Raw genomic sequence first — 23200 nt, 5'->3', positions numbered from 1 at the left:
CATCAACGCCCGATGCTTGCATCGGGCGTTTTTCGTTGCACTGGTCGGTACCGGGTGCTGGCGCGAGCCCCGAGGGGCTGCGCCAGGGGCATCAGCGCTCCAGCAGCGCCGGGCTGGCCACCTCCTCCAGCAGCTGTTCGAGGAACTCGGGCAGATCGAGCAACTGGTGGTGGCCGGCGTCCAGCGTGTGCCGTTGCAGCCGTCCCTGCAGCCTGTGTTCGAGGCGCTGGCGCTCATCGAGGGCAGTCTCGCTGGCCCACCAGAGCGTGGCTGGCGCGTAGCATATCGGCAACTGTTGCAGCGCTTCGGACAGTTGCTTGAGCCGCATCGCCACGATGAACACCTGGGCCAGGTCGGCGGCTTCGAAGCCGCTGTAGCGAGCAGTGTCCGGGCCCTTTGCCTGCTCGTCGCGAATCAGTCGCTCGAGCGTGACGTGCGCCTGCGCATCGTCTAGCGCGAGCAGTGGCAGCTCGGCCACCGGCCGCTCCAGGATCACCCCAAGGAACTGCGCCAGGTCCTGGTGACGCCCGGTGCTCTGCGAGCGCTGACCATCGGGCACGAAGCTGTCCACCAGGCCCAGGTATTGGACCTCCTGACCCTGGTCCTTGAGCACCTCGGCCATCAGTATCGCCAGTGCCCCACCCAACGACCAGCCGAGTAAGGCATAGGGCCCCTGGGGCTGCTGCGTGCGAATGGCGGCTACGTAGTCTGCGGCCATCTGCGGCAACGACTGATCCTGCCAACGTCGGTCCAGCAACATGCGGCATTGCAGGCCGATCACGCTGCGCCGGCCCTCGAGGTGGCGCGCCAGAGGTTCGTAGTCGAACAGCGTGCCAAAACCTGCATGGATGCAGTACAGCGGCGGCGTGCCGCTCGTTGCGCGGTTCAGCGGTACCAACGGGCCTGGCGCCTGAATCGCTGCCTCGGCGTCGAAGCCGGACAGTTCGGCGATGGTCGGCTTGCCCATGAGGTCGCGTAGCTTGAGCTCGAAACCTGGAGCGTTCAACGCCCGCACCTTGGACAGCACGCGCAGCACGCGCAGCGAGTCGCCGCCCAGCTCGAAGAAGTTGTCGGTGATTCCCACGTGCTCGCGTTCCAGCACCTCTTGCCAGATGGCGACCAACTGCTGCTCCAGCAGATTGCGTGGCGCGACCTGGGCTGCGGCCTGTTCTCGGGGCGCTGGCAGCGCCTTGCGATCGACCTTGCCGGCCGGGTTCAAGGGCAGCTCGGCGAGGCACTGCAGGTGCGTCGGCACCATGTAGTCCGGCAACTCGACGGCCAGTTGCCCACGCAGCGTATCGACGAGCAGGTCAGTGCCTACCACATAACCGACCAATTGCTTGCCAGCGGCCGTCTCGCGGGCGATCACCACGGCATCCTTCACGCCTCGGTAGCTGCGCAACCGCGCCTCGATCTCGCCCAACTCGATACGAAAGCCGCGAATCTTCACCTGATTGTCGAGGCGGCCGAGGTAGTCGAACACGCCGTCGGCACGGCTGCGCACCAGGTCGCCGGTGCGGTACAACCGACTACCAGGCACTCCACAGGGGTCAGGCACGAAGCGCTCGGCGGTCAGCCCTGGTCGGCCGTGGTATCCCCGGGCGACGCCGAACCCGCCGATGTACAGCTCGCCGGCCAGATGGCTGGGCAATGTCCGCAGCAGTGGGTCGAGCACCTGCAGGGTGCGCTGTCCGACGGCGCGGCCAATGGGCGCGTACACAGCCTCGCAACGCTGGCTCAGGTCGGCTTTCCACAGCAGCGGCGTGACCACGGTTTCGGTCGGACCATAGCCATTGGTCAAGTAGCGTGGGCGCAGGGCCCGCTTGACCTGCTCGAAGTTGGCATCGGCCACCGCATCACCGCCGAAGCAGTAGATGTGCACGGGTGGTGGGGTCGGCTGGGATTCGCCGAATTCGGCCAGTTGTTGCAGGTAGGCGGGTGGGAAGCAGGCGATGGTCACCTGTTCCTGATGCAGCACCTGCCAGGTCTGCTCGGGTGTCCACAGGCAGTGGTCGCGCAGCACCAGGCAGCCACCTGCGGCCAAGGTCGACAGCCAGCGTTCCTGGGCACCGTCGAAGGCGAACGACATGAACAGCAGCTCGCAGGTGGCAGGCCCCATTTCGTATAGCTCGTTGATAGCCTGACAGTGCATCGCCAGCGAGGCGTGGCTAACGGCGACACCCTTGGGTTGGCCGGTGGAGCCGGAGGTGTAGATCAGATACGCCAGGTTGTCGCCGCAGGCGCGTGGCGTCGGTGGGCTGGCCGGCCAGGCGTCCAGGTCGAGGGTCTGCAGGTCGGCGCAGGGTACCTCGCTGTCCTGCGGCAAGCGTTCGCGCACGGCTGCGCGGGTGATCAACAGGCGCATGGCCGAATCGCGCATGGCCCAGGCGAGACGTTCCTGCGGGTAGTCGATGTCCAGCGGCACATACGCGGCCCCGGCCTTCATCACCGCCAGGAACGCCACGATCACCTCCACCGAGCGCTCCAGGGCAATGCCGACGAAATCTTCCGGGCCAATGCCCTGGGCGATCAGGTAGTGGGCCAGACGATTGGCCTGGGCATCGAGTTGCGCGTAGGTCAGTTGCTGCCCAGCGCAGCGCACGGCAGGCTGGTCGGGCTGCAAGCGGGTGTGCCGAGCAATGCGTTCGACCAGCGGCGTGGAGGGGGGTTGCGCTGCCGAAGCTGCCGGCAGCGGCGAAGCTCGCCACAGGGCCAGGTTGCCCACGGCCATGTCAGGGTTGTCGAGCATGTTCTGCAACAGCCCTTCGAACTCGCCACGAATGGCGGCCACGGCCTGCTCGGTGAAATGGCTGCGCAGGAACATGAACTCGATTTGCAGGCACTCGCCCAGGCGCACTTCGAGGTCCATCGGGTAGTTGGTGACGTCCCGCCCGTGCGCCTGGCCGAAGCGCAGCTGCGAGCTTTGCGCATCGTCCAGACGTTCGCTGATCGGGTAGTTCTCGAAGACGATGATGCTGTCGAACAGGGCCTGCCCCGGTTGTCCGGCCCAGCGTTGCAGGTCCGACAGCGAGGCGTGCTCGTGGTCGCGCACTTCGAGGTTGTCGGCCTGTAGCTGCCTCAGCCACTGCTGCAACGGCTGCTGCGGGTCAGGGCGCTGGATGATCGGCAGGGTGTTGATGAACAGACCGAGAATGTCGCCGGCGTTGGGCAGGCTGGTGGGGCGGCCCGCCACGGTAGCGCCGAAACACACGCGGGTCTGGCCGGTGTAGGCCTGCAACAGCAGCAGCCAGGCGCCCTGGATCAGGGTGTTGGGCGTTACTCGCAGGCGCTGTGCCTGCTCGCGCAAGGTCTGCGTACGGGGTGCGTCCCAGTCCAGGTACAGCGCCTGGTGGCCGGTGCTCTCAGGCGCAGGCCTGTCTTGCAGGGCGCCAGCCAGTTGCGTGGTCACCGGCTCTTGCAGCCGGGCACTCCAGAAACGCTCCAGCGCTGCGCCATCCTGGGCTTGCAGCCATTGGATGTAGTCCTGGTAGTGCCCCTGTTTGGCAGGCAGTACATGCCCGGCATACAGGGCAAACACCTCGGCCAGCAGCTGCGAGCTGCTCCAGCCATCCATGAGTATGTGGTGCGCGGTCCAGATCAACTGCTGGCGGTCATCGTCCAGGCGAATCAGGGTGAGGTTGATCAGCGGCGGTCGCAACAGGTCGAAGCCTTGTGCGCAGTCAGCCTGGGCCTCGGCGCGCAGGCGCTGCTCGCTGACCGGCTGTCCACGCCAGTCGAGCAGGCGTACCGGTAGCAGCACCTCACGCAGCACGATCTGTAACGGCTCGTTGAGCTGGCTGTCATGCCAGAAGGCCGTACGCAGCATTTCGTGGCGCGCGATGATCTGGTTCCAGGCCGCGACGAAGCGCTGGTTGTCCAGGCCCTCGACCGGCACGCTGGTCTGCGTCACATACAGTCCCGCTTCAGACGACTGCAGCGTATGGAACAGCATGCCCTGCTGCATCGGCGAGAGTGGATAGAGCGTTTGTATCTGCTCGGCGGCCAGCGGCAGCGCCTCCAGTTGGGCCGCCGTCAGGCTCGCCAGCGGGAAGTGCGCCGGGGTCATGACGCCAGGTGCGGCAGCGAGGTTCTCACACCAGTCGCGGGGCACGCTGGAGGGCGCCGGCGCAAGCCCGCTGCTCTGCTCACGGGCGACCTGCGCCAGGGCCTGTACCGTCTGGTGCTGGAACAGTTCTCGCGGGCTGAAGTGAATACCGGCAGCGGCCGCGCGGCTGACCACCTGGATTGAAACGATCGAGTCGCCACCGAGTTCGAAGAAGTTGTCGTCGATGCTGACCTGCTCAAGCTTCAGCACCTGTTGCCAGATCGCTGCAATGCGCTGCTGCAAGGGTGTCTGCGGCGCAAGGTACTGACGCTGCTCGACGCTCGGCTGCGGCAGCGGCAGGGCCTTGCGGTCGACCTTGCCGTTGGCGTTGAGTGGCAGGCGGTCCAGACCCAGCAAGTGCGCCGGCACCATGTACTCCGGAAGCCACTGACGCAAATGCGCGCGAATCGACTCGCGCATCGCTGCTGCCTCCGGGTGTGCGTCGCGCGCGACGTAGTAGGCCACCAGTTGCAAGCCACGCGGCCCTGGTTGCGCCGCGACTACGGCATCCTGCACCGCCGGCAGCTCCAGCAAGCGGGTTTCGATTTCCCCCAGCTCGATGCGCAAGCCACGAATCTTCACCTGATGGTCGACCCGTCCGACGTACTCCAGCACACCATCGGCACGCTGACGCGCCAGGTCGCCGGTGCGGTACAGGCGTTCGCCCGGTGCGCCGAAGGGGTGGGCGATGAAAGCCTGAGCGGTGCGCAGCGGATCGGCTACATAGCCACGGCCTACGCCAGTGCCGGCAACGCACAGCTCGCCAACCACACCCAGTGGCACCAACTGCAAGGCGTCATCGAGCAGGTACAACCGGTTGTTGTCGGTGGCAGTGCCAATCGGCAGGTAGCTGCGCTCGGTGGAGGCCAGATCGACGCGGTAGAACGCCACGTCGTCCGAGCATTCGGCCGGGCCATAGGCGTTGATCAACTGCGCCTGTGGATAGCGCAACAGCCACTGACGTGCCAGCTCGGGCGGCATGGCTTCGCCGGTGGGCAGCAGCCAGCGCAGGTGCGGCAGTTCGCCGTGGTGTTCGACGAGCATGCCCTGGATCAGTGAAGGCACGCTTTCCAGCACGCTGATCCGTCGCTGGCGAACATGCTCCAGCAGTGCGTGTGGATCGTTGGCGATCGCCTTGGGCACGATGTCCACGGGGGTGCCGAACAACGGCCCGGCAAGGAATTGCCACACCGAGATATCGAAACTCTGCGAGGCCGTCTGAGCGATCACGTCGCGCCCATCCAGGGCCAGATACGGCGCCTTGCTCAACTGGTTGTTGAGCATTCCAGCCTGCTCGACCATGACGCCCTTGGGCAGTCCTGTGGAGCCGGAGGTGTAGATGATGTACGCAAGGTTCTGTGGGCCGCTGTAGATGCCCGGGCGCTCGGCGGCAAGCCCCTGGGTGTCTTCCCAGACCACCACCTGCACCGGCGTCGGCAAATCGTGCAGCAATGCCTGGGCCTGCGCCTGGCAGGCGCGGGTACACACCAGCACCGGTGCCTTGCTCAGCGCGAGGATGTGGCGCAGGCGCTGTTCCGGCAGGCCTGGATCGAGCGGCAGGTAGCCGGCGCCGGCCTTGAACGTGCCGATCATCATCGCCAGCAGCGGCAGGTCGCGTTCAGCCAGCAAGGCCACCGCTTGATCGAGCGCGACGCCCGCCTGCAGCAACCTCTGCGCCAGGCGATTGGCCTTGTCATCCAGTTCGGCGTAGCTCCACCGCTGGCCTGTGCAGGTGGCGATGACACGCTGCGGGTCGGCGTCGACACCGGCTTCGAACAGGCGCACGTAACCCTGCTCGAGGGGATAGTGCCGATGGCTCTGGTTGCAGGCGTGTAGCTGTGTGCGCTCTTGCTCGTCGAGCAAGGGCAGGGCGTCGATGCGCTGGTGCGGATCATCGACCAGCCCACGCAGCAGGTTGACCCAGCGTTGTCCCAGACGCAGCGCAGTGGCTGCGTCGAACAGATCGGTGGCGTAGGTCAGGCTGGCGCTCAGGCCAGTCGCTGATTCGTAGGTATCCAGGGTCAGGTCGAACTGAGTGGTATGGCTGCTCCAGGCCAAAGGCGTCACCTGCAGCGCATCACTGGCGCCGCCGCTGGCAGCGGAACGGGCGGCGTGCTGGTGGTTGAACATCGCCTGGAACAGCGGTGCGTGGCTCAGGCTGCGTTGCGGCTGCAGCGCTTCGACCAGTTGTTCGAACGGCAGGTCTTGATGCGCCTGTGCGCCCAGCGTGCGCTGGCGTACCTGCTGCAACAGCTGGCTGAACGGTTGCGTCGGGTCGATTTCGGCGCGCAGTACCTGGGTGTTGATGAAAAAGCCGATCAGGCCCTGGGTCTCGACCCGATTACGATTGGCTACCGGTACGCCGACGCGAATGTCCCGTTGGCCGCTGTGACGATGCAGCAGGACCTGGAAGGTGGCCAGCAGAAGCATGAACAGGGTCACGCCTTCGCGCTGGGCCAGCGTTTTCAAAGCACCTCCCAGCTCGGCATCGAGGGCGATATCGAGCAGTGCACCGTGATCGCTCTGGATGGCCGGGCGCGGGCGGTCGAATGGCAGCTCCAGCACTGGCTGATCGCCACCGAGCTGCGCCTGCCAGTAGTGCAACTGACGCTCGCGCTCACCGGCTTCCATCCAGCGCCGTTGCCAGATGGCGTAGTCGGCGTACTGAATCGGCAAGTCGCCGAGCACGGGCTCGCGGCCCTGAGCGAAGGCCGCGTAAAGCTGCACCAGCTCGTCGACCATCACCTGCATCGACTGGCCATCGCAGACGATGTGATGCTGCACCAGCAGCAGCACATGCTCATCTGCGGCCAGACGCAGCAGGCTGACCCGCAGCACAGGACCCTGCTGCAAATCGAAAGGTTGCATGATACGGCTATCGACCCACGCCTTGAGGGCATCGTCGTCGAGTGCAGCGCTGTGCTGTTCGATGTCGACCCTGCACGTGTCGTCGATGAGCTGCTCAGGCCGTTGTGCACCGAGCACGAAGCGCGTGCGCAGGCTCTCGTGGCGTTGCAGCTGATGATCGAAGGCCTGCTGCAAGGCGGCGACATCCAGTGACCCGCGCAGGCGTAAGGCGGTAGGCACGTGGTAGGCGCTGCTGGCCGGGTCGAGCTGCCAGAGGAACCATTGCCGCTCCTGGGCGAACGACAGCGGCACGCTGGCGAGGTCATGGCGCAGCGATGGAATCGGCAGGTTCGCCGGTGAAACGCCTTGTTCCAGCATTTTGGCCAGGAACGGGCGGCGCTTTTCCAGAGGCAGGCTGAGGAAGCGTCGGGCGATGCCCATTGCCGCGCTGTTATCCATCAGATTTCCTCCATTTCATCGAGCAGTGCTTCAAGGGCATTGAGTTTGTCCGTGCCGACCCGGTCGGCGGCGGGGGCCAGTTGGCGGGTGAACAGCGCCAGCGTGGGATGTTCGAAGACGGCCTGCGGCGTGACATTCAGGCCCAGGTGCAACTGCAGTTGCGACACCAGGTTGATCACCAGCAGGGAATGCCCCCCCAGTTCGAAGAAATCATCGTCCCGGCCCACGTGCTCGACCTGCAGCACCTGCTGCCAGATCTCGGCGATGGCCTGTTCCAGACCCGCGTGGGGTGCGCTGTAAGCAGCAGGCGCCGACTGCGTTTCCACCCCCGGCAACGCCCGCCGATCGAGCTTGCCGTTGTGCGTCAGCGGCAAGCGTTCGAGCAGCAGCACATGGCTCGGCACCATGTACTCGGGCAGCGTGCTTTTCAGGCGCTGTTTGAGGCTGGCAGCGTCCAGCCCGGCAGCGGCGGCCACCACGTAGGCCACCAGTTGCATGCCGCTCGGGCCGGGCTGGGCCAGCACCACGGCGTCGCGTACCTCGGCCAGCGCTTGCAGGCGCGCTTCGATCTCGCCCAGCTCGATCCGAAAACCGCGAATCTTCACCTGCTGGTCGATGCGGCCGATGTAGTCGATCGTCCCGTCGGCGCCGAAGCGCGCCAGGTCACCGGTGCGGTACAGGCGGCTGCCGCCGGTTTCGAACGGGTTGGGGATGAAACGCGTGGCGGTGAGCTCGGCGCGCTTGAGGTAGCCACGGGCCAAACCCGCCTGGCCGATGTACAGCTCGCCGACGCAGTTGCGCGGCACCGGGTTGAGGTCGGCGTCGAGTACGTACCAGGTGAGGTCGGGAATGACTTCGCCGATGGGGCTGACGCCGGGCTGGGCAAGGTCGGCCTTGCGCAGCGGACGGTAGGTGACGTGCACCGTGGTTTCGGTGATGCCGTACATGTTCACCAGCTGCGGCGCGCCGTCGCCGAAGCGCTCGAACCACGGCGCCAGGCTTGACACATCCAGCGCTTCACCGCCGAAGATCACCTGGCGCAAGCGCAGCTGTCCGGCCGCAGCCGGCGCCGCACAGGCCACGTGCATCAGTTGGCGGAAGGCCGAGGGCGTCTGGTTGAGCACGGTCACGCCTTGCTCGATCAGCAGCGCGTGGAAGTCGTCCGGCGAGCGGGTGACGTCCTGCGGGACGATGACCAGGCGCCCGCCGTAGAGCAGCGCGCCGAAGATTTCCCACACCGAGAAGTCGAAGGCGTAGGAATGGAACAGGCTCCACACATCGCGGTGGTCGAAGGCGAACCAGGATTGCGTGGCATCGAACAGGCGCAGCACGTTGCGGTGGGCGAGCAGGGTGCCTTTCGGCTTGCCGGTGGAGCCTGAGGTGTAGATGACGTAGGCCAGGTGGTCGGGCGACAGGGCCACGGCAGGATTGTGCTCTGCGCCGTCGTCGTTCGGGCCTTCGAAACTCAAGGTCGGCAGTTCGGCTGGCAGGGCCATCTGCGCCAGCACCTCGGCCTGCCCCAGCAGAAGCGCCGGGGCGCTGTCTTGGAGGATGTAGGCCAGGCGTTCGGCGGGGGATTTCGGGTCGAGCGGCAGGTAGGCGCCGCCGGCCTTGAGGATGGCGAGAATGCCCACCAGCATGTCGAAGCCGCGTTCGCAGGCCAGACCCACCAGCCGCTCTGGGCCGACGCCTTGGGCGATCAGTTGATGGGCCAGGCGGCTGGCGCGGCGGTTGAGCAGGTCGTAGCTCAGGTGCTCGCCTTCAAAACTCAGGGCGATGGCTTCGGGGCGTAGCGCGGCCTGCTGTTCGATGCGCTGGTGCAGGCACTGTTCGACGGCCAATACCTGGGTGGCCGGATTCCACTGGGCGAGGGTGCTGCGCTTTTGCGGTGCATCCAGCAGCGACAGATTGCCCAGCACCTGCTGCGGATCGCCAAGCATGTTGCGCAGCACGGTGTCCAGATGCTCTGCAAGGCGTCTGACATCGTGCGTATCGAACGCTGCCAGGGCATGACTGAACTGCAGCGTCAGTCGCTCGCCCAGCGTGGCCTGCAGGGTGAGGGGATAGTTGGTCTGTTCCTGATTACGCACGTTGGCGAAGCGGGGGCCGTTGCCTCGCGGCTGTTGCAGGGCTTGCGCGATGGGGTAGTTCTCGAAGACCAGCAAGGTGTCGAACAGCGCTTCGCCGCCCTGTCCGACCCAGCGTTGAATTTCATACAGGGGCGTGTGCTCTTGCTCACGCAAGGCCAGCGCCTGGTTCTGGACCTGCTGCAACCATTGCTCGATGCGCTGCTGCGGTCGTGGCGTGGCGATCACGGGCAGCGTGTTGATGAACAGGCCTATCTGCTGTTCGACGCCTTTCAGCGCAGTGGGCCGGCCGGATACGGTGGTGCCGAAGGTGACCGTCGTCTGCCCGCTGAGGCGCTGCAACAACAGCATCCATGCCGCTTGCAGCACGGTATTGAACGTGACTTTCTGCTGCCGTGCGAAGCGGTTCAGGGCGGCAGTGGTATCAGCGTCGAGGCGGTGGAAATACTCGCCGTGGCCCTGCTCGCCTCGGGCGCTGGTCGCCCGTGCATCGGCAAGCAGGGTCGGTGCTTCGAACGCCGCGAACTGCGCTTGCCAGAACGCTTGCGCTGCCATCGAGTCCTGCTGGGCGAGCCAGGCGAGCAGATCGCGATAGCGCCCGCCAGTGGGGTGGACAGGGTCACCACGATAGCGTTGCAGCACCTCGCCGAGCAGCAGCGAGTTGCTCCAGCCATCGAGCAGGATGTGGTGGTGTGTGTAGATCAAGTGGTGGCGCTCGTCACCCGTGCGGATCAACTGCACGCGCAGCAAGGGGGCGGTGCCCAGGTCGAAACCTTGCTGGCGATCGTGCTCAGCCAGTGTCGCAAGGGCCTGGTCGAGATCGCCACGCTGGCGCCAGTCCTGGGTGCTGAAAGGCAACTGCACGCGGCGCTGGACCACCTGCACCGGCTGTTGCAGCCCGATGTCCCAGACGAAGCTGCTGCGCAGGATATCGTGGGCCTGCAGCGTCTCCTGCCAGGCGCGTTCGAAGCGCTGCGGGTCGAGCCCTTCGACATCCACGCACATCTGTGTCACGTAGTCAGCCGTAGCCTCGCCATAGACGCTGTGGAACAGCATGCCTTGCTGCATGGGCGAGAGCGGGTAGATGTCCTCGATATTGCTGGCCGGAACAGGCAACGCGTCGAGTTGCGCCTGGGTCAGGCTCGCCAGTGGAAAGTCCGTCGGCGTGACGCCCTGACGACCCGGCTGACAGCAATGCTCGACCAGTGCTGCCAGCTCAGCCATATAGTCGTCGGCCAGGCGTTGCACGCTGTCGGCCTGGAACATTTCGGCGCTGAAGGTCCAGCCCATGCTCAGTTCGCCAGCGTAGACCTGGCCGTTGAGGGTCAGCCAGTTGGCCAATGGCGCATCGATGTCCTGTTCGCGGCCGGCGGCATCACCCGTCGGGCTGAACAGCGCGCCCTGGTCTTGAGCGAAGCTGGCATCGAACTGACCGAGGTAGTTGAAGGTGATTCGCGGGGTTGGCAGCGCCAGCAGGCGGGCGCGGGTCTCGGCACTGCCCAGATGACGTAGCGCACCGTGACCGATACCTTTGTCGGGCACGCTGCGCAGGTGTTCCTTGATGCGCTTGATCGAGGCTTCAGGGGTGCCGGCAGGGGTCAGCCGCAGCGGGTAAAGCGTGGTGAACCAGCCGACCGTGCGCGACAGATCGACCCCCTCGAACAACTCTTCGCGGCCATGACCCTCCAGTTGCACGAGCATGCTCGGCTCACCGCTCCAGCGGCAGATCACCCGCGCCAGCGCGGTGAGCAACAGGTCGTTGACTTGGGTCCGGTAGGCCGCCGGGGCCTGTTGCAGCAGGGCGTGGGTCTGCGCCTGCGACAGCCGTGCATGGACCGTGCGGGCATGGCGATTGCTCAGTCCGCCCGCCGGGTTGGCGCAGGGCAGGTCGATCGGCGCGTCCTGCAACTGCTGAATCCAGAAGGCTTCACTGTGTAGCCCGCCGCCTGCACGGGCATAGTCCTGCAGCGCCTCGGCCCAGCGTTTGAACGACCAGGTCTTGGCCGGCAGATGCAGATCATCACCTGCCTGCAGTTGCTGATAGGCCTGTTGCAGGTCTTCGAAGAGAATGCGCCAGGAAACACCATCGACCACCAGGTGATGCACCACCAATTGCAGGCGCTGGCTGCCGTCCGGCAATTCGCCCAGCAGGCCGCGCAGCAGCGGGCCGCGGCTCAGGTCCAGGCTGCGCTGGGTCTGCTCGCCAGCCTCGCGCAGTTCATCCAGATTGCGCAGCGTGACGCAGCGCAACAGCGGCTCTTGCACAGCCTCGAAGGGCAGATGCTCGGCAAGCCAGCCTGAAGGCTGTTCGCGAAACACCAGGCGCAGGGCGTCATGCTGCACGAGCAGGGCGCGCAACGCCTGCTCGAGCAGCTCGGCTTGCAGCGGTTGGTGCGGCTTGAGGACCACCGACTGATTCCAGTGGTGGCGTTGTTCGCGGACGTGCTCGAAGAACCAGTGCTGAACCGGCAGCAGTGCGCTATGGCCTTGAACCGGGCCTTGATCTTGAGCTGCGAGCGGTTCGCGGTACTGCGCCACCGCGGCCAGTCCTGCCACGCTCTGGTGCTCGAAGACGTGCTTGGCGGTGAAGTGGATGCCGGCCTGACGTGCGCGGCTGACCACCTGGATGGAGATGATCGAGTCGCCACCCAGCTCAAAGAAGTTGTCCTCACGGCCCACCTGCTCGACCTGCAGCACCTGCTGCCAGATCTCGGCGATGGCCTGTTCAAGACCCGCGTGGGGTGCGCTGTAAGCGGCAGGCGTCGACTGCGTTTCCACCCCCGGCAACGCCCGCCGATCGAGCTTGCCGTTGTGCGTCAGCGGCAAGCGTTCGAGCAGCAGCACATGGCTCGGCACCATGTACTCGGGCAGCGTGCTTTTCAGGTGCTGTTTGAGGCTGGCAGCGTCCAGCCCGACAGCGGCGGGCACCACGTAGGCCACCAGTTGCATGCCGCTCGGGCCGGGCTGGGCCAGCACCACCGCGTCGCGTACCTCGGCCAGCGCTTGCAGGCGCGCTTCGATCTCGCCCAGCTCGATCCGAAAACCGCGAATCTTCACCTGCTGGTCGATGCGGCCGATGTAGTCGATCGTCCCGTCGGCGCCGAAACGCGCCAGGTCACCGGTGCGGTACAGGCGGCTGCCGCCGGTTTCGAACGGGTTAGGGATGAAACGTGTGGCGGTGAGATCGGCACGTTTCAGGTAGCCACGGGCCAAACCCGCCTGGCCGATGTACAGCTCGCCGACGCAGTTGCGCGGCACCGGGTTGAGGTCAGCGTCGAGTACGTACCAGGTGAGGTCGGGGATGACTTCGCCGATGGGGCTGACGCCGGGCTGGGCAAGGTCGGCCTTGCGCAGCGGACGGTAGGTGACGTGCACCGTGGTTTCGGTGATGCCGTACATGTTCACCAACTGCGGCGCGCTGTCGCCGAAGCGCTCGAACCACGGCGCCAGGCTCGACACATCCAGCGCTTCACCGCCGAAAATCACCTGGCGCAAGCGCAGTTGTCCGGCCTCGGCAGGCGCCGCACAGGCCACGTGCATCAGTTGGCGGAAGGCCGAGGGCGTCTGGTTGAGCACGGTCACGCCTTGCTCGATCAGCAGCGCGTGGAAGTCGTCCGGCGAGCGGGTGACATCCTGCGGGACGATGACCAGGCGCCCGCCGTAGAGCAGCGCGCCGAAGATTTCCCACACCGAGAAGTCGAAGGCGTAGGAGTGGAACAGGCTCCACACATCGTGCTGGTCGAAAGCGAACCAGGCGTGCGTGGCATCGAACAGGCGCAGCACGTTGCGGTGGGCGAGCAGGGTGCCCTTGGGCTTGCCGGTGGAGCCTGAGGTGTAGATGACGTAGGCCAGATGGTCGGGCGACAGGGCCACGGCAGGATTGTGTTCTGCGCCGTCGTCGTTCAGGCCTTCGAAACTCAAGGTCGGCAGTTCGGCTGGCAGGGCCATCTGCGCCAGCACCTCGGCCTGCCCCAGCAGCAGCGCCGGGGCGCTGTCTTCGAGGATGTAGGCCAGGCGTTCGGCGGGGGATTTCGGGTCGAGCGGCAGGTAGGCGCCGCCGGCCTTGAGGATGGCGAGAATGCCCACCAGCATGTCGAAGCCGCGTTCGCAGGCCAGGCCCACCAGCCGCTCTGGGCCGACGCCTTGGGCGATCAGTTGATGGGCCAGGCGGTTGGCGCGGCGGTTGAGCTGGTCGTAGCTCAGGTGCTCGCCTTCAAAACTCAGGGCGATGGCGTCGGGGCGTAGCGCGGCTTGCTGTTCGATGCGCTGGTGCAGGCACTGCTCGACGGCCAATACCTGGGTGGCCGGGTTCCACTGGGCGAGGGTGCTGTGCTGTTCCTCGGCGCCGAGCAGGTCGAGTTCGCAGACCCGCTGCTGCGGGTTATGCACCACGGCGCGCAGCAGGTTCAGCCAGTGCTTGGCCAGGCGCTCGGCGTCTTCGCGGTCGAACACGTCGGTGGCGTAGATCAGCGAGGCACGCAGGCCGCCTTCGGATTCGAAGGTGTTCAGCGCCAGGTCGAACTGCGCGGTCTGCGTGGCCCAGTCGAGGGCTTCGATGCGTAGGCCAAGGTGGTCGGTGGCCGGGTCTTGAGCCTGGCTGGGGTCGGCGGAAAGGTGGTTGTAGATCACCTGGAACAACGGGTTGTGGCCCAGGCTGCGCTCGGGCTGCAAGGCATCGACCAGTTGCTCGAAGGGCAGGTCCTGATGCTGCTGGGCACCGAGGGCGCGTTGTTTGATCTGTTGCAGCAGCGTGCTGAACGGCTGCTGCCCATCGACCTCGGCGCGCAGCACCTGGGTGTTGACGAAAAAGCCGATCAGGCCTTCGGTTTCCACCCGGTTGCGGTTGGCGATGGGCACGCCGACGCGGATGTCGTTCTGCCCCGAACTGCGTTGCAACAAGGCCTGGAACGAGGCCAGCAGGAGCATGAACAGCGTCACCCCCTGCTGCTGCGCCAGCGCCTTCAACGCCTGCGTCAGACCGGCGTCGAGCGCAACTTCCTGCAGCGCACCCTGGCCGCTGCGCCGCGCCGGTTGCGCGCGGCTGGCGGGCAGTTGCAGCACCGGTTGTTCGCCGCCCAGTTGCTCGACCCAGTAGGCCAGTTGCTGATCGCGGCCACCGGCTTCCATCCAGTGCCGCTGCCACAGCGCGTAGTCGGCGTACTGCACCGGCAGCGCCGGCAGCGCGGCGCCGTGCCCGGCGTAAGCTGCGATCAGTTCGCGGACCATCACCTGCATCGACCAGGCGTCGGAGACGATGTGGTGCTGCACCAGCAACAGCACGTGTTCTTCGGCAGCCAGTTGCAACAGGTAGACGCGCAGCAGTGGCCCGCGGGCCAAGTCGAACGGCGTGGCGATGCGCGCGGCGATCCACGCCTGCACGCGCTGTTCTTCGCTGCCTGGACCGAGTGGCAACGCTTGCTGTTCGATGACGATGCGCATTGGCGCATCGACCACCTGATGACGCACCCCCTCGTGCTCGGCAAAGCGCGTGCGCAGGCTTTCATGGCGCGCCAGCAGTGCGTCGAAACTGGCCTGCAACGCCGGTATATCCAGCGCGCCGTGCAGGCGCAGGGCGGTGGGCAAGTTGTAGGCGCTGCTTTCTGGCTCCAGCTCCCAGAGGAACCACTGGCGCTCCTGGGCGAAGGACAACGGCACGCGCTCGAAGGCGCTGCGGGTGACCGGGATCGGCAGGCGGGCAACGTCGATGCCCTTGCCCAGCATTTGCTGGTAGAGGGTTCGGCGTTGGGCGGTGGGCAACTTGACGAAGCGTTCGATCAGGTCAGACAAGGCGTTGCTGTGCATCATTGGGTCTCCAGCTCATCGAGCAGGTCGAACAAGTCGCTCAATTCGGTTTCAGGTGGGGCGGCGGCCGGCAGTCGGCGCACGAAGTCTTCCAGGCTGGCGCTTTCGAACAGCGCCGCCAGCGGCGCTTCGATGGCCAGTTGCAGCTGAATGCGTGAGGTCACCTGGGTGGCCAGCAGCGAGTTGCCGCCCAAGGCGAAGAAGTGGTCGTCCAGGCCGACGCGCTCGACCTTGAGCACGGCCTGCCAGATCGCCGCCACCGCCTGTGCCGTTTCGCCTTCGGCGGCGCGGAAGGCCTGTTCGCCGGCATGCACCGGCAGGCGCGCCAGGGCCTTGCGGTCGAGCTTGCCGTTGGCGTTGCGCGGCATCTGTTCGAGCACCTGGTACAGCGCCGGCACCATGTACAGCGGCAGGCGCGCCTTGAGGAAATCACGCAGCGCCTCCAGCCCGTCGGCATCCACCGTGGTGCCGTCTTCCACGGTGAGGAAGGCCACCAGCCCTTTGCCTAGGGTGTGCTCGACCACCAGCACGGCGGCTTCGCGCACCGCGCTGAACTGGCCGATCTGCGCTTCGATCTCGCCCAGCTCGATACGGAATCCGTTCACTTTCACCTGCTGGTCGACGCGCCCGAGGTATTCCAGGGCGCCATCGTCCTTGCGCCGCCGCGCCAGGTCGCCGGTCTTGTACAGGCGCTCGCCGGGGTGCACGGCGAACGGGTTGGGCACGAACACCGGCACCGTGCGCAGCGGGTCGGCGCAGTAGCCGCGACCAACGCCGACCCCGGCCACGCAGATTTCCCCCACCGCGCCGTCCGGCACCGGTTGCAGGTAGTCGTCGAGCAGGTACAGGCGGTTGTTGTCGGTGGCATAGCCGATGGGGATGTTGCTGCGCTGCACGCCATCGACTGGCAGGGTGTAGAAGGCCACGTCATCCGAGCACTCGGCCGGGCCGTAAGCATTGACCAGGGCGATGCCGGGGTAGCGTTGCAGCCAGGCGGCCGCGGTTTCTGCCGGCAGTGCTTCGCCGGTGGGCAGCAGCCAGCGCAGCGCTGGAAGTGCCAGATGGGGTTCTTCCAGCACGGCCTGAATCAGCGCCGGGACGATTTCCAGCACGCTGATGCGTTGCTCGGCCACCTCGTGCAGCAACTGCGCCGGATGCCGGGCCACGGCATCGGGCACGATGCGCACCTGGCCGCCGCAGAGCAGCGCGGTGAGGAACTGCCAGACGGAAATATCGAACGACTGCGAGGCCGTTTGAGCGATCACGGCCTGTTCATCCAGGCCCAGGTACGGCAGCTTGCTCAACTGGTTGTTGAGCATGCCGGCCTGCTCGACCATCACCCCCTTGGGCTGGCCGGTGGAGCCTGAGGTGAAGATCACATAGGCCAGGCTGTTGGGCGCGCTGTAGCGGCCAGGGCGCGCCTCGCTGTAGGCGCCGGCCAGCAGTTGCTCGTAGACCAGCAGTGTTACCGGCGTGGCCAGTCCGGCCAGCAAGGTCTGGGCGCGGCTCTGCTGCGCGGCGCTGCAAATCAGCGCCGGGGTGCGGCTGCGGACAAGGATGTCGGCCAGGCGTTCGTCGGGGTGGCTGGGGTCGAGCGGCAGGTAGCCGGCACCGGCCTTGAACGCGCCGACGATGCTGGCCAGCAGTTCCAGTTCGCGCTCGGCCAGCAGCGCCACCGGCTGGTCTTCACCGACGCCCTGGGCGATCAGCGCCTGACCGACGCGGTTGGCCTGGCGCTCCAGCTCGCGGTAGCTCCACTGCCGTGCGCCGCAGGTGGCGGCGATGGCTTCGCCACGGCGCTCGACCTGGGCTTCGAAGCGCTCGATGAACGAGCGCGCCAGGTCATGCTCGACCTCGGTGCGGGTGTGCGCCAGCAGCGCGTCGGCATCGGCGTCGTGGGCCTGGGCGAGCTGCTCCAGCGGGCTGTGCAGGTGCTGCGGCAGCGCTTCGAGGTACTGCCGGAACTGCGCCAGCACAGCGTCCATGCTGCTGCGCTTGAAATAGCGGCTGTCGTAGGACAGGTGCAGGCCCAGTTGTTCACCGGGGTAGACCACCACGGTGATCGGGTAGTTAGTGTGGGTGCGCGACGACTCCGAGACCACGCCCATGTCGCGCGCATCGCTGCCCACCGAGGCGTCCAGCGGCGCGTTCTCGAATACGAACAGGCTGTCGAACAGCTGCTGGCCGGCAGCCAGTTCGCTGCACGCCTGAATGCGCACCAGCGGCAGGTAGTCGTATTCGCGCAGGGCGACGTTGCGTTCGAGAATGCCGCGGAGCCAGTCGAGGGTGGTGCACGGCTGCTCCGGGGGCGGCAGGGGTACCCGCAGCGGCACACTGTTGATGAACAGGCCGACGGTGTCCTGCATTTGCGGTAGGTGCGCCGGGCGCCCGGAAACCGTCACGCCGAACAGCACGTCGCGGCTGCGGCTGTAATGGTGCAAGGTCAGCGCCCAAGCCGCCTGCACCAGGGTGTTGACGGTCAGGCGGTGCTGGTTGGCGGTTTCCAGCAACTGCGCGCTGTGCTCGGGGCTGAGCCAGGTGTAGTTGTCGTCGATGCGCGAGTGCGACTGATCCGCCAACTGCGGACGGTCCAGCGGCAGCGGCGTGGCCTGCTCGAAACCGGCCAGCTGCGCGCGCCAGAACGCTTCGGCGGCGTGCGGGTCTTGCTGTTGCAGCCACTCGATGAAGTGGCGGAAGCGATACGGCGTGCGCAATTGGCTGGGGCGCTGTTCGAGGGCCGCGTGGTAGATCTCGAAGAAGTCCGACATCAGCAGCGAACGGCACCAGGCATCGATGAGGATGTGGTGGTTGCTCATGATGAAGCGGTGGCTGTCGTCGGCCAGGCGGATCAGCTTGAAGCGAATCGGCGGCGCCTTGCCCAGGTCGAAACCGGCTTCGCGCTCCAGGCGCAGCAAGGTGAGGATGTGCGGCTCGGCGTCGGTCAATGGCAGGTGGCTGAGGTCGAGCAGCTCGACCTTTACCGGGGTGTCGCGGTGAATCACCTGCAACAATTCGCCACCGGTGTTCCACAGGAACGAGGCGCGCACTGCCTCGTAGCGCTGCACCACCTGCTGCCAGGCGGCATCGAACAGCGCGTAGTCCAGCGGTTCGCGGATGGTGTAGCACTCTTGCATGAAGTAGATGCCCGAGTGCTGCTCCAGCAGGGTGTGCACCAGCAGGCCTTCCTGCATCGGCGACAGCGGGAAGATGTCGTCGATGTTGCGCACGGCAATAGGCAGCGCATCGAGTTGCTGCTGGCTCAGTTGCGCGAGGGGGAAGTCCGACGGCGTCACGCCCAGGTGCTGGCCGTTGCAGCAGTGTTCGATGAGCTGCTCCAGCTCGTGCTGGCAGCGCTGCGCCAGGGCCTCGATGTGGGCGGTGTCGAACATCGCCTCGCTGAAGGTCCAGGCCATGTTCAGCTGCCCGGCATACACCTGGCTGTTGACCGTCAGCCAGTTGCCCAGCGGCGCGTCGGCGCTTTTCTCGTCACCGACAGGCTCGGCGCAGGGGGCGAACAGTGCGCCGTCGTCGTCGCTGAAGCTGCCATCGAACTGGCCGAGGTAGTTGAAGGTGATGCGCGGTGTCGGCAGCGCGCGCAGGGCTTGCCGCACTTCAGGGCTGCCCAGGTGCAGCAGCGCGCCGTGGCCCAGGCCATTGTCCGGCACGTTGCGCAGTTGTTCCTTGATGGTCTTGATCGAAGCGGCCAGTTCGGTTTGCGGGCTCAGGCGCAGCGGGAACAGGCTGGTGAACCAGCCGACCGTGCGGGTCAGGTCGAGGTCGTCGAACAGCGCTTCGCGGCCATGGCCTTCCAGTTGCACCAGCACCTCCGGCAGGCCGCTCCAGCCCTGCACGGCGCGGGCCAGCGCGGTGAGCAGCAGGTCGTTGATGCGGGTGCGGTAGGCAGCCGGGGCGTCCTGCAACAGCTGCCGGGTGTGGGTCTGGCTCAGTTGCACACCGACGGTCCGTGCATGGCGGGCGAGCAGGCTGGCGTCGCGGCGGGCGCCGGGCAGGTCGGCGTCAAGGCCGGCCAACTGTGCCTGCCAGTACGCCAGCTGGTTGTGCGCGGCGGCGCTCTGGGCGTACTCGCTCAGACGCTCACCCCAGCGCTTGAAGGCGCTGGTTTTGGCCATCAGGCGAGGCGCCTGGCCGGCTTGCAACTGGCCGTAGACCTGCTGCAAGTCGTCGAACAGGATGCGCCACGACACACCATCGACCACCAGGTGATGGATCACCAGCAGCAGGCGCTGGCTGCCATCGGCCAGGGTCATCAGCACCGCGCGCAGCAGTGGGCCGTGTGCAAGATCAAGGCTGCGCTGGGCCTGATTGGCCAGCGCCAGTTGCGCGGCGGCGTCGCTGACCTCGGCCTGCCACAGCACCTCATCGGCAACGGCTGGCGCATGCTCGGCCCGCCAGCCCTCGGCGTGCTGAGTGAAACGCAGGCGCAGGGCATCGTGGTGCGCCACCAGGGCGTGCAGGGCCTGGCGCAGCAGGCTGGCATCGAGCGCGTTGGCCGGCTTGAGCATCACCGACTGGTTCCACTGCCCGCGCTGGGCAATGGCGCTGGCGAAGAAGCCGTGCTGGATCGGCAGCAGCGGCGCGGCGCCCTGCACCGGGCCTTGCTCGGCCTGCACGCTGTTGCCACCGAACACCGCGACCTGGGCCAGGGCCTCGATGGTCTGCAAGGTGAACAGGTCTTTGGGGGTGAAGTGGATGCCGGCCTGACGCGCGCGGCTGACCACCTGAATCGACAGAATCGAGTCGCCGCCCAGTTCGAAGAAGTTGTCGTCCAGCCCCACCTGATCGAGCTTGAGCACTGCCTGCCAGATGCCGGCGATGGCCTGCTGCATCGGCTCGCTGGCGGCGCGGTAGCTGCGCTGTGCAGCGTGGCTGTCGGGGGCAGGCAGGGCGCGGCGGTCGCGCTTGCCGTTGCTGGTCAGCGGCAGGCGTTCGAGGAACAGAACGTGCGCCGGCACCATGTAGTCGGGCAGCACCTGCTGCAAGGCGCTGCGCAGGGTCTGGGCGTCGCTGCCGGTGGCCGGGGCCAGATAGGCCACCAGTTGCTGGCCATGGCCGGTGTCGTGGGCCAGCACGGCGGCCTCGGCGATGCCGGCCTGGCGCAACAGTTGGCTTTCGATTTCGCCCAGCTCGATGCGCAGGCCGCGAATCTTCACCTGGTGGTCGATGCGGCTGAGGTAGTCGAGGGCGCCGTCGCTGCGGCGGCGGGTGAGGTCGCCGCTGCGGTACAGGCGCGCACCGCCAGCGCCGAACGGGTCGGGCACGAAGCGCTCGGCGGTCAGCCCCGGACGCTGGTGGTAACCACGCGCCAAGCCCGCACCGCCGATGTACAGCTCGCCAGGCGTACCTGCCAGGCACGGCTGCAACTGGCCGTCGAGCACATGGCTGTGGACGTTGTCGATGGTCTGGCCAATCGGCGCGATGGCGCCATCGGGGGCGCCTTGCAGAGTGCAGTGGCAGGTGTCGATGGTCGCTTCGGTGGGGCCGTACAGGTTGACGATGCGCCCGCTGAAGCGCCGCTGCAGTTGCATCACCAGCTCTACGCCCAGCGCCTCGCCGCCCAGCGCCAGCAGGCGCAGGCCGGCCAGTTGCGCGTCTTCGGCCTGGGGCAGCAAGGCTTGCAGCAGCGACGGCGCCATCTGCAACACAGTGATGCCGGCGCTGTGCACCTCCTGCCAGAGCAGCGACAGATCATCGCTCAGTGCCGGGCTGGCCAGTACCAGTTCGGCGCCGCTGAGCAGCGGCAGCCAGAACTCCCACACCGAGGCGTCGAAGCTGAAGGCGGTTTTTTGCAGCACGCGGTCGTCGGCCTGCAACGGCAGCTCGGCGTGCATCCAGGCCATGTGATTGCTCAGGCCGCCATGGCGCACCTGCACGCCCTTGGGCCGGCCGGTGGAGCCGGAGGTGTAGATGAGGTAGGCCAGGTGCTCGGCGTGCACCGGCACCTGCGGCGTTGCGTTGCTGTAGTGTTCGAGGTTGTCCAGTGCCAGCGCCTGGACCCCCGCAGGCAGGGGCAGGCGTTGCTCGGGTTGCAGCAGCACCAGGGCGGTGCCGCTGTCGCGGATCATGTAGTCCAGACGTTCTGCCGGGTAGCTGGGGTCCAGTGGCAGGTAGGCGCCACCGGCCTTGAGAATCGCCAGCAGGCCGACCACCAGCTCGACGCTGCGCGCCAGCGCCACACCGACCACCACGTCCGGGCCGACACCGAGTTCGATCAGGCGATGGGCCAGCTGATTGGCACGCTGCTCCAGCTCGGCATAGCTCAGGCTGTGCTCGGCGCAGCACACGGCAAGGCGCTGCGGCGTGCGCGCGGCCTGTTGGGAAACCCACTGATGCACGGCGGGCAGAGCGCCGCAGGCCGTGCGCGGGCCATGGCCGGTCGCCAGCAGCGCCTGCCGTTCATCGGCGCAGAACATCGACAGCTCACCGAGGGCCTGTTGCGGCTGGGTCAGCAGCGCATCGAGTAGCGTCGCCCAGTGCCCGGCCAGTTGCGCGATGCGCGGCGCCTCGAACAGCGTGGCGTCGTATTCGAAACGCGCCTCGACCTGGCGCTGGCTGTAGGCGACATCCAGCGACAGGTCGAACTTGGCCTGTTGCTGGCCCAGCGGCAGAAAGTCCAGGGCCAGGTCAGCGAACTGCATGGGGCCTTGCTCGTTGCCGGCCACGCGCCAGTTGAACAGGGTCTGGAACAGCGGGTTGGCCTGGGTGCTGCGCTGCAACTGCAAGGCTTCGAGCAGCAGTTCCACCGGGTGGTCGGCATGCTCCAGCGCGGCCAGCGCGTGCTGGCGCAGGCCGTGCAGGAAGCTCAGCGCCGGCTGGGTCGGGTCGAGTTGTGCGCGGTAGATCTGACTGCTGACGAAATAGCCGACCAAGTCTTGGGTCTGCGCCTGGTTGCGGCTGGCGTTGGGTACGCCGACGGTGAAGTCGTCTTGCCCGGCATGGCGGCCCAGCAGCAGTTGCCAGGCCCCCAGCAGCACCACGAACGGGGTCAGGCCATGGGCCTGGCAGAAGCGGTTGAGGCGTTGTACCTGCTCGCCGGGCAGGGTCAGGGCATGGCTGGCGGCCAGGGGCACACGGGCAGCGTCGCGCGGATGATCGGTGGGCAGCGACAGCGGGGTGATGGCCTCGCCCAGGTAAGCGCGCCAGTAGGCGGCGGCCTGATCGTGGGCGGCGGTGGCGGGGTAGTCGTCACGCTGCCAGCGGGCGTAGTCGGCGTGTTGCAGAGGCGGACGCGGCAGCGCCTGACCTTGGTAGGCGGCGGCCAGGTCGCGCATCAAAATCGGGTTCGACCAGGCATCGGAAACGATGTGGTGCATGTTCAGCAGCAGCACATGGCGCTGCGGCGCCAGGGCGATCAGGCTGGCGCGGATCAGCGGCGCCTGTTCCAGCACGAAGGGCGTGCCGGCTTCGGTGTTCATCAGCTGCTGCACGCGCTGCTCGCGCTCGGTCTCGCCCAGCGCCGACAGGTCGTGGTGTTGCAGGTGCAGTTGCGCCTGGCGATCGACCACCTGGCAGGCCTGTTCATCGACCTGCACGAAGCGGCTGCGCAGGATGTCGTGGCGCTCGATCACCTGCTGCAAGGCACGCTGCAGCGCGGCGCTGTCGAGCGCGCCGCCGAGCAGCAGCGCGCGCGGCAGGTTGTAGGCCGAGCTGTGCGGGGCGAACTGCTGCACGAACCACAGGCGCTGCTGGGCGAACGACAGCGGCTGCGGCGTGGTGTCGACGTCAGCGGCCTGCGGACGTACGGCGATGGCATCCGCGACCGCGTCTTCGTCGGCCAGCAACAGGGCCAGCAGGTCGTCATCGCAAGGGGTGAACTGAGAGGTCGTCATCGGTTTCGTCGCCGTCGGCAGAGGAATTGAGCTGTACCGGGGAAGACGAAGGG

General features: G+C 66.7%; 3 protein-coding genes. All 3 read right to left on the bottom strand.

Annotated elements, in window-relative coordinates:
• Positions 1 to 91: 91 nt before the first annotated feature.
• The 3 genes from LK03_RS02850 to LK03_RS02840 are packed head-to-tail and all read right to left on the bottom strand — an operon-like array spanning position 92 to position 23147.
• The gene (locus LK03_RS02850) at positions 92 to 7411 is read right to left on the bottom strand and encodes an amino acid adenylation domain-containing protein (RefSeq protein WP_049870415.1); all 7320 of its coding nucleotides are present in this window, start codon (positions 7409 to 7411) and stop codon (positions 92 to 94) included.
• Entirely contained in the window at positions 7411 to 15303 is a 7893-nt protein-coding gene (locus LK03_RS02845) for a non-ribosomal peptide synthetase (protein WP_038410978.1), read from the bottom strand. Before LK03_RS02845 ends, LK03_RS02850 begins: the two co-directional genes overlap by 1 nt.
• Positions 15300 to 23147 carry a non-ribosomal peptide synthetase gene (locus LK03_RS02840; RefSeq protein WP_049870414.1) on the bottom strand — a complete coding sequence of 2616 codons (7848 nt, stop codon included), beginning with the start codon at positions 23145 to 23147 and terminating at the stop codon, positions 15300 to 15302. The genes LK03_RS02845 and LK03_RS02840 overlap by 4 nt, the downstream gene beginning before the upstream one ends.
• Between the last annotated feature and the right edge of the window lie 53 nt (positions 23148 to 23200).

Source organism: Pseudomonas cremoricolorata, from assembly GCF_000759535.1.
In the GTDB taxonomy this organism is placed as follows: domain Bacteria; phylum Pseudomonadota; class Gammaproteobacteria; order Pseudomonadales; family Pseudomonadaceae; genus Aquipseudomonas; species Aquipseudomonas cremoricolorata_A.
This window is presented reverse-complemented; position numbering and strand designations above follow the sequence as displayed.

Excerpts from the sequence above, each read along its gene's own strand:
- LK03_RS02850 (WP_049870415.1), bottom strand. The coding sequence starts at position 7,411 with ATGGATAACAGCGCGGCAATGGGCATCGCCCGACGCTTCCTCAGCCTG.
- LK03_RS02840 (WP_049870414.1), bottom strand. The coding sequence starts at position 23,147 with ATGACGACCTCTCAGTTCACCCCTTGCGATGACGACCTGCTGGCCCTG.
- LK03_RS02845 (WP_038410978.1), bottom strand. The coding sequence starts at position 15,303 with ATGATGCACAGCAACGCCTTGTCTGACCTGATCGAACGCTTCGTCAAG.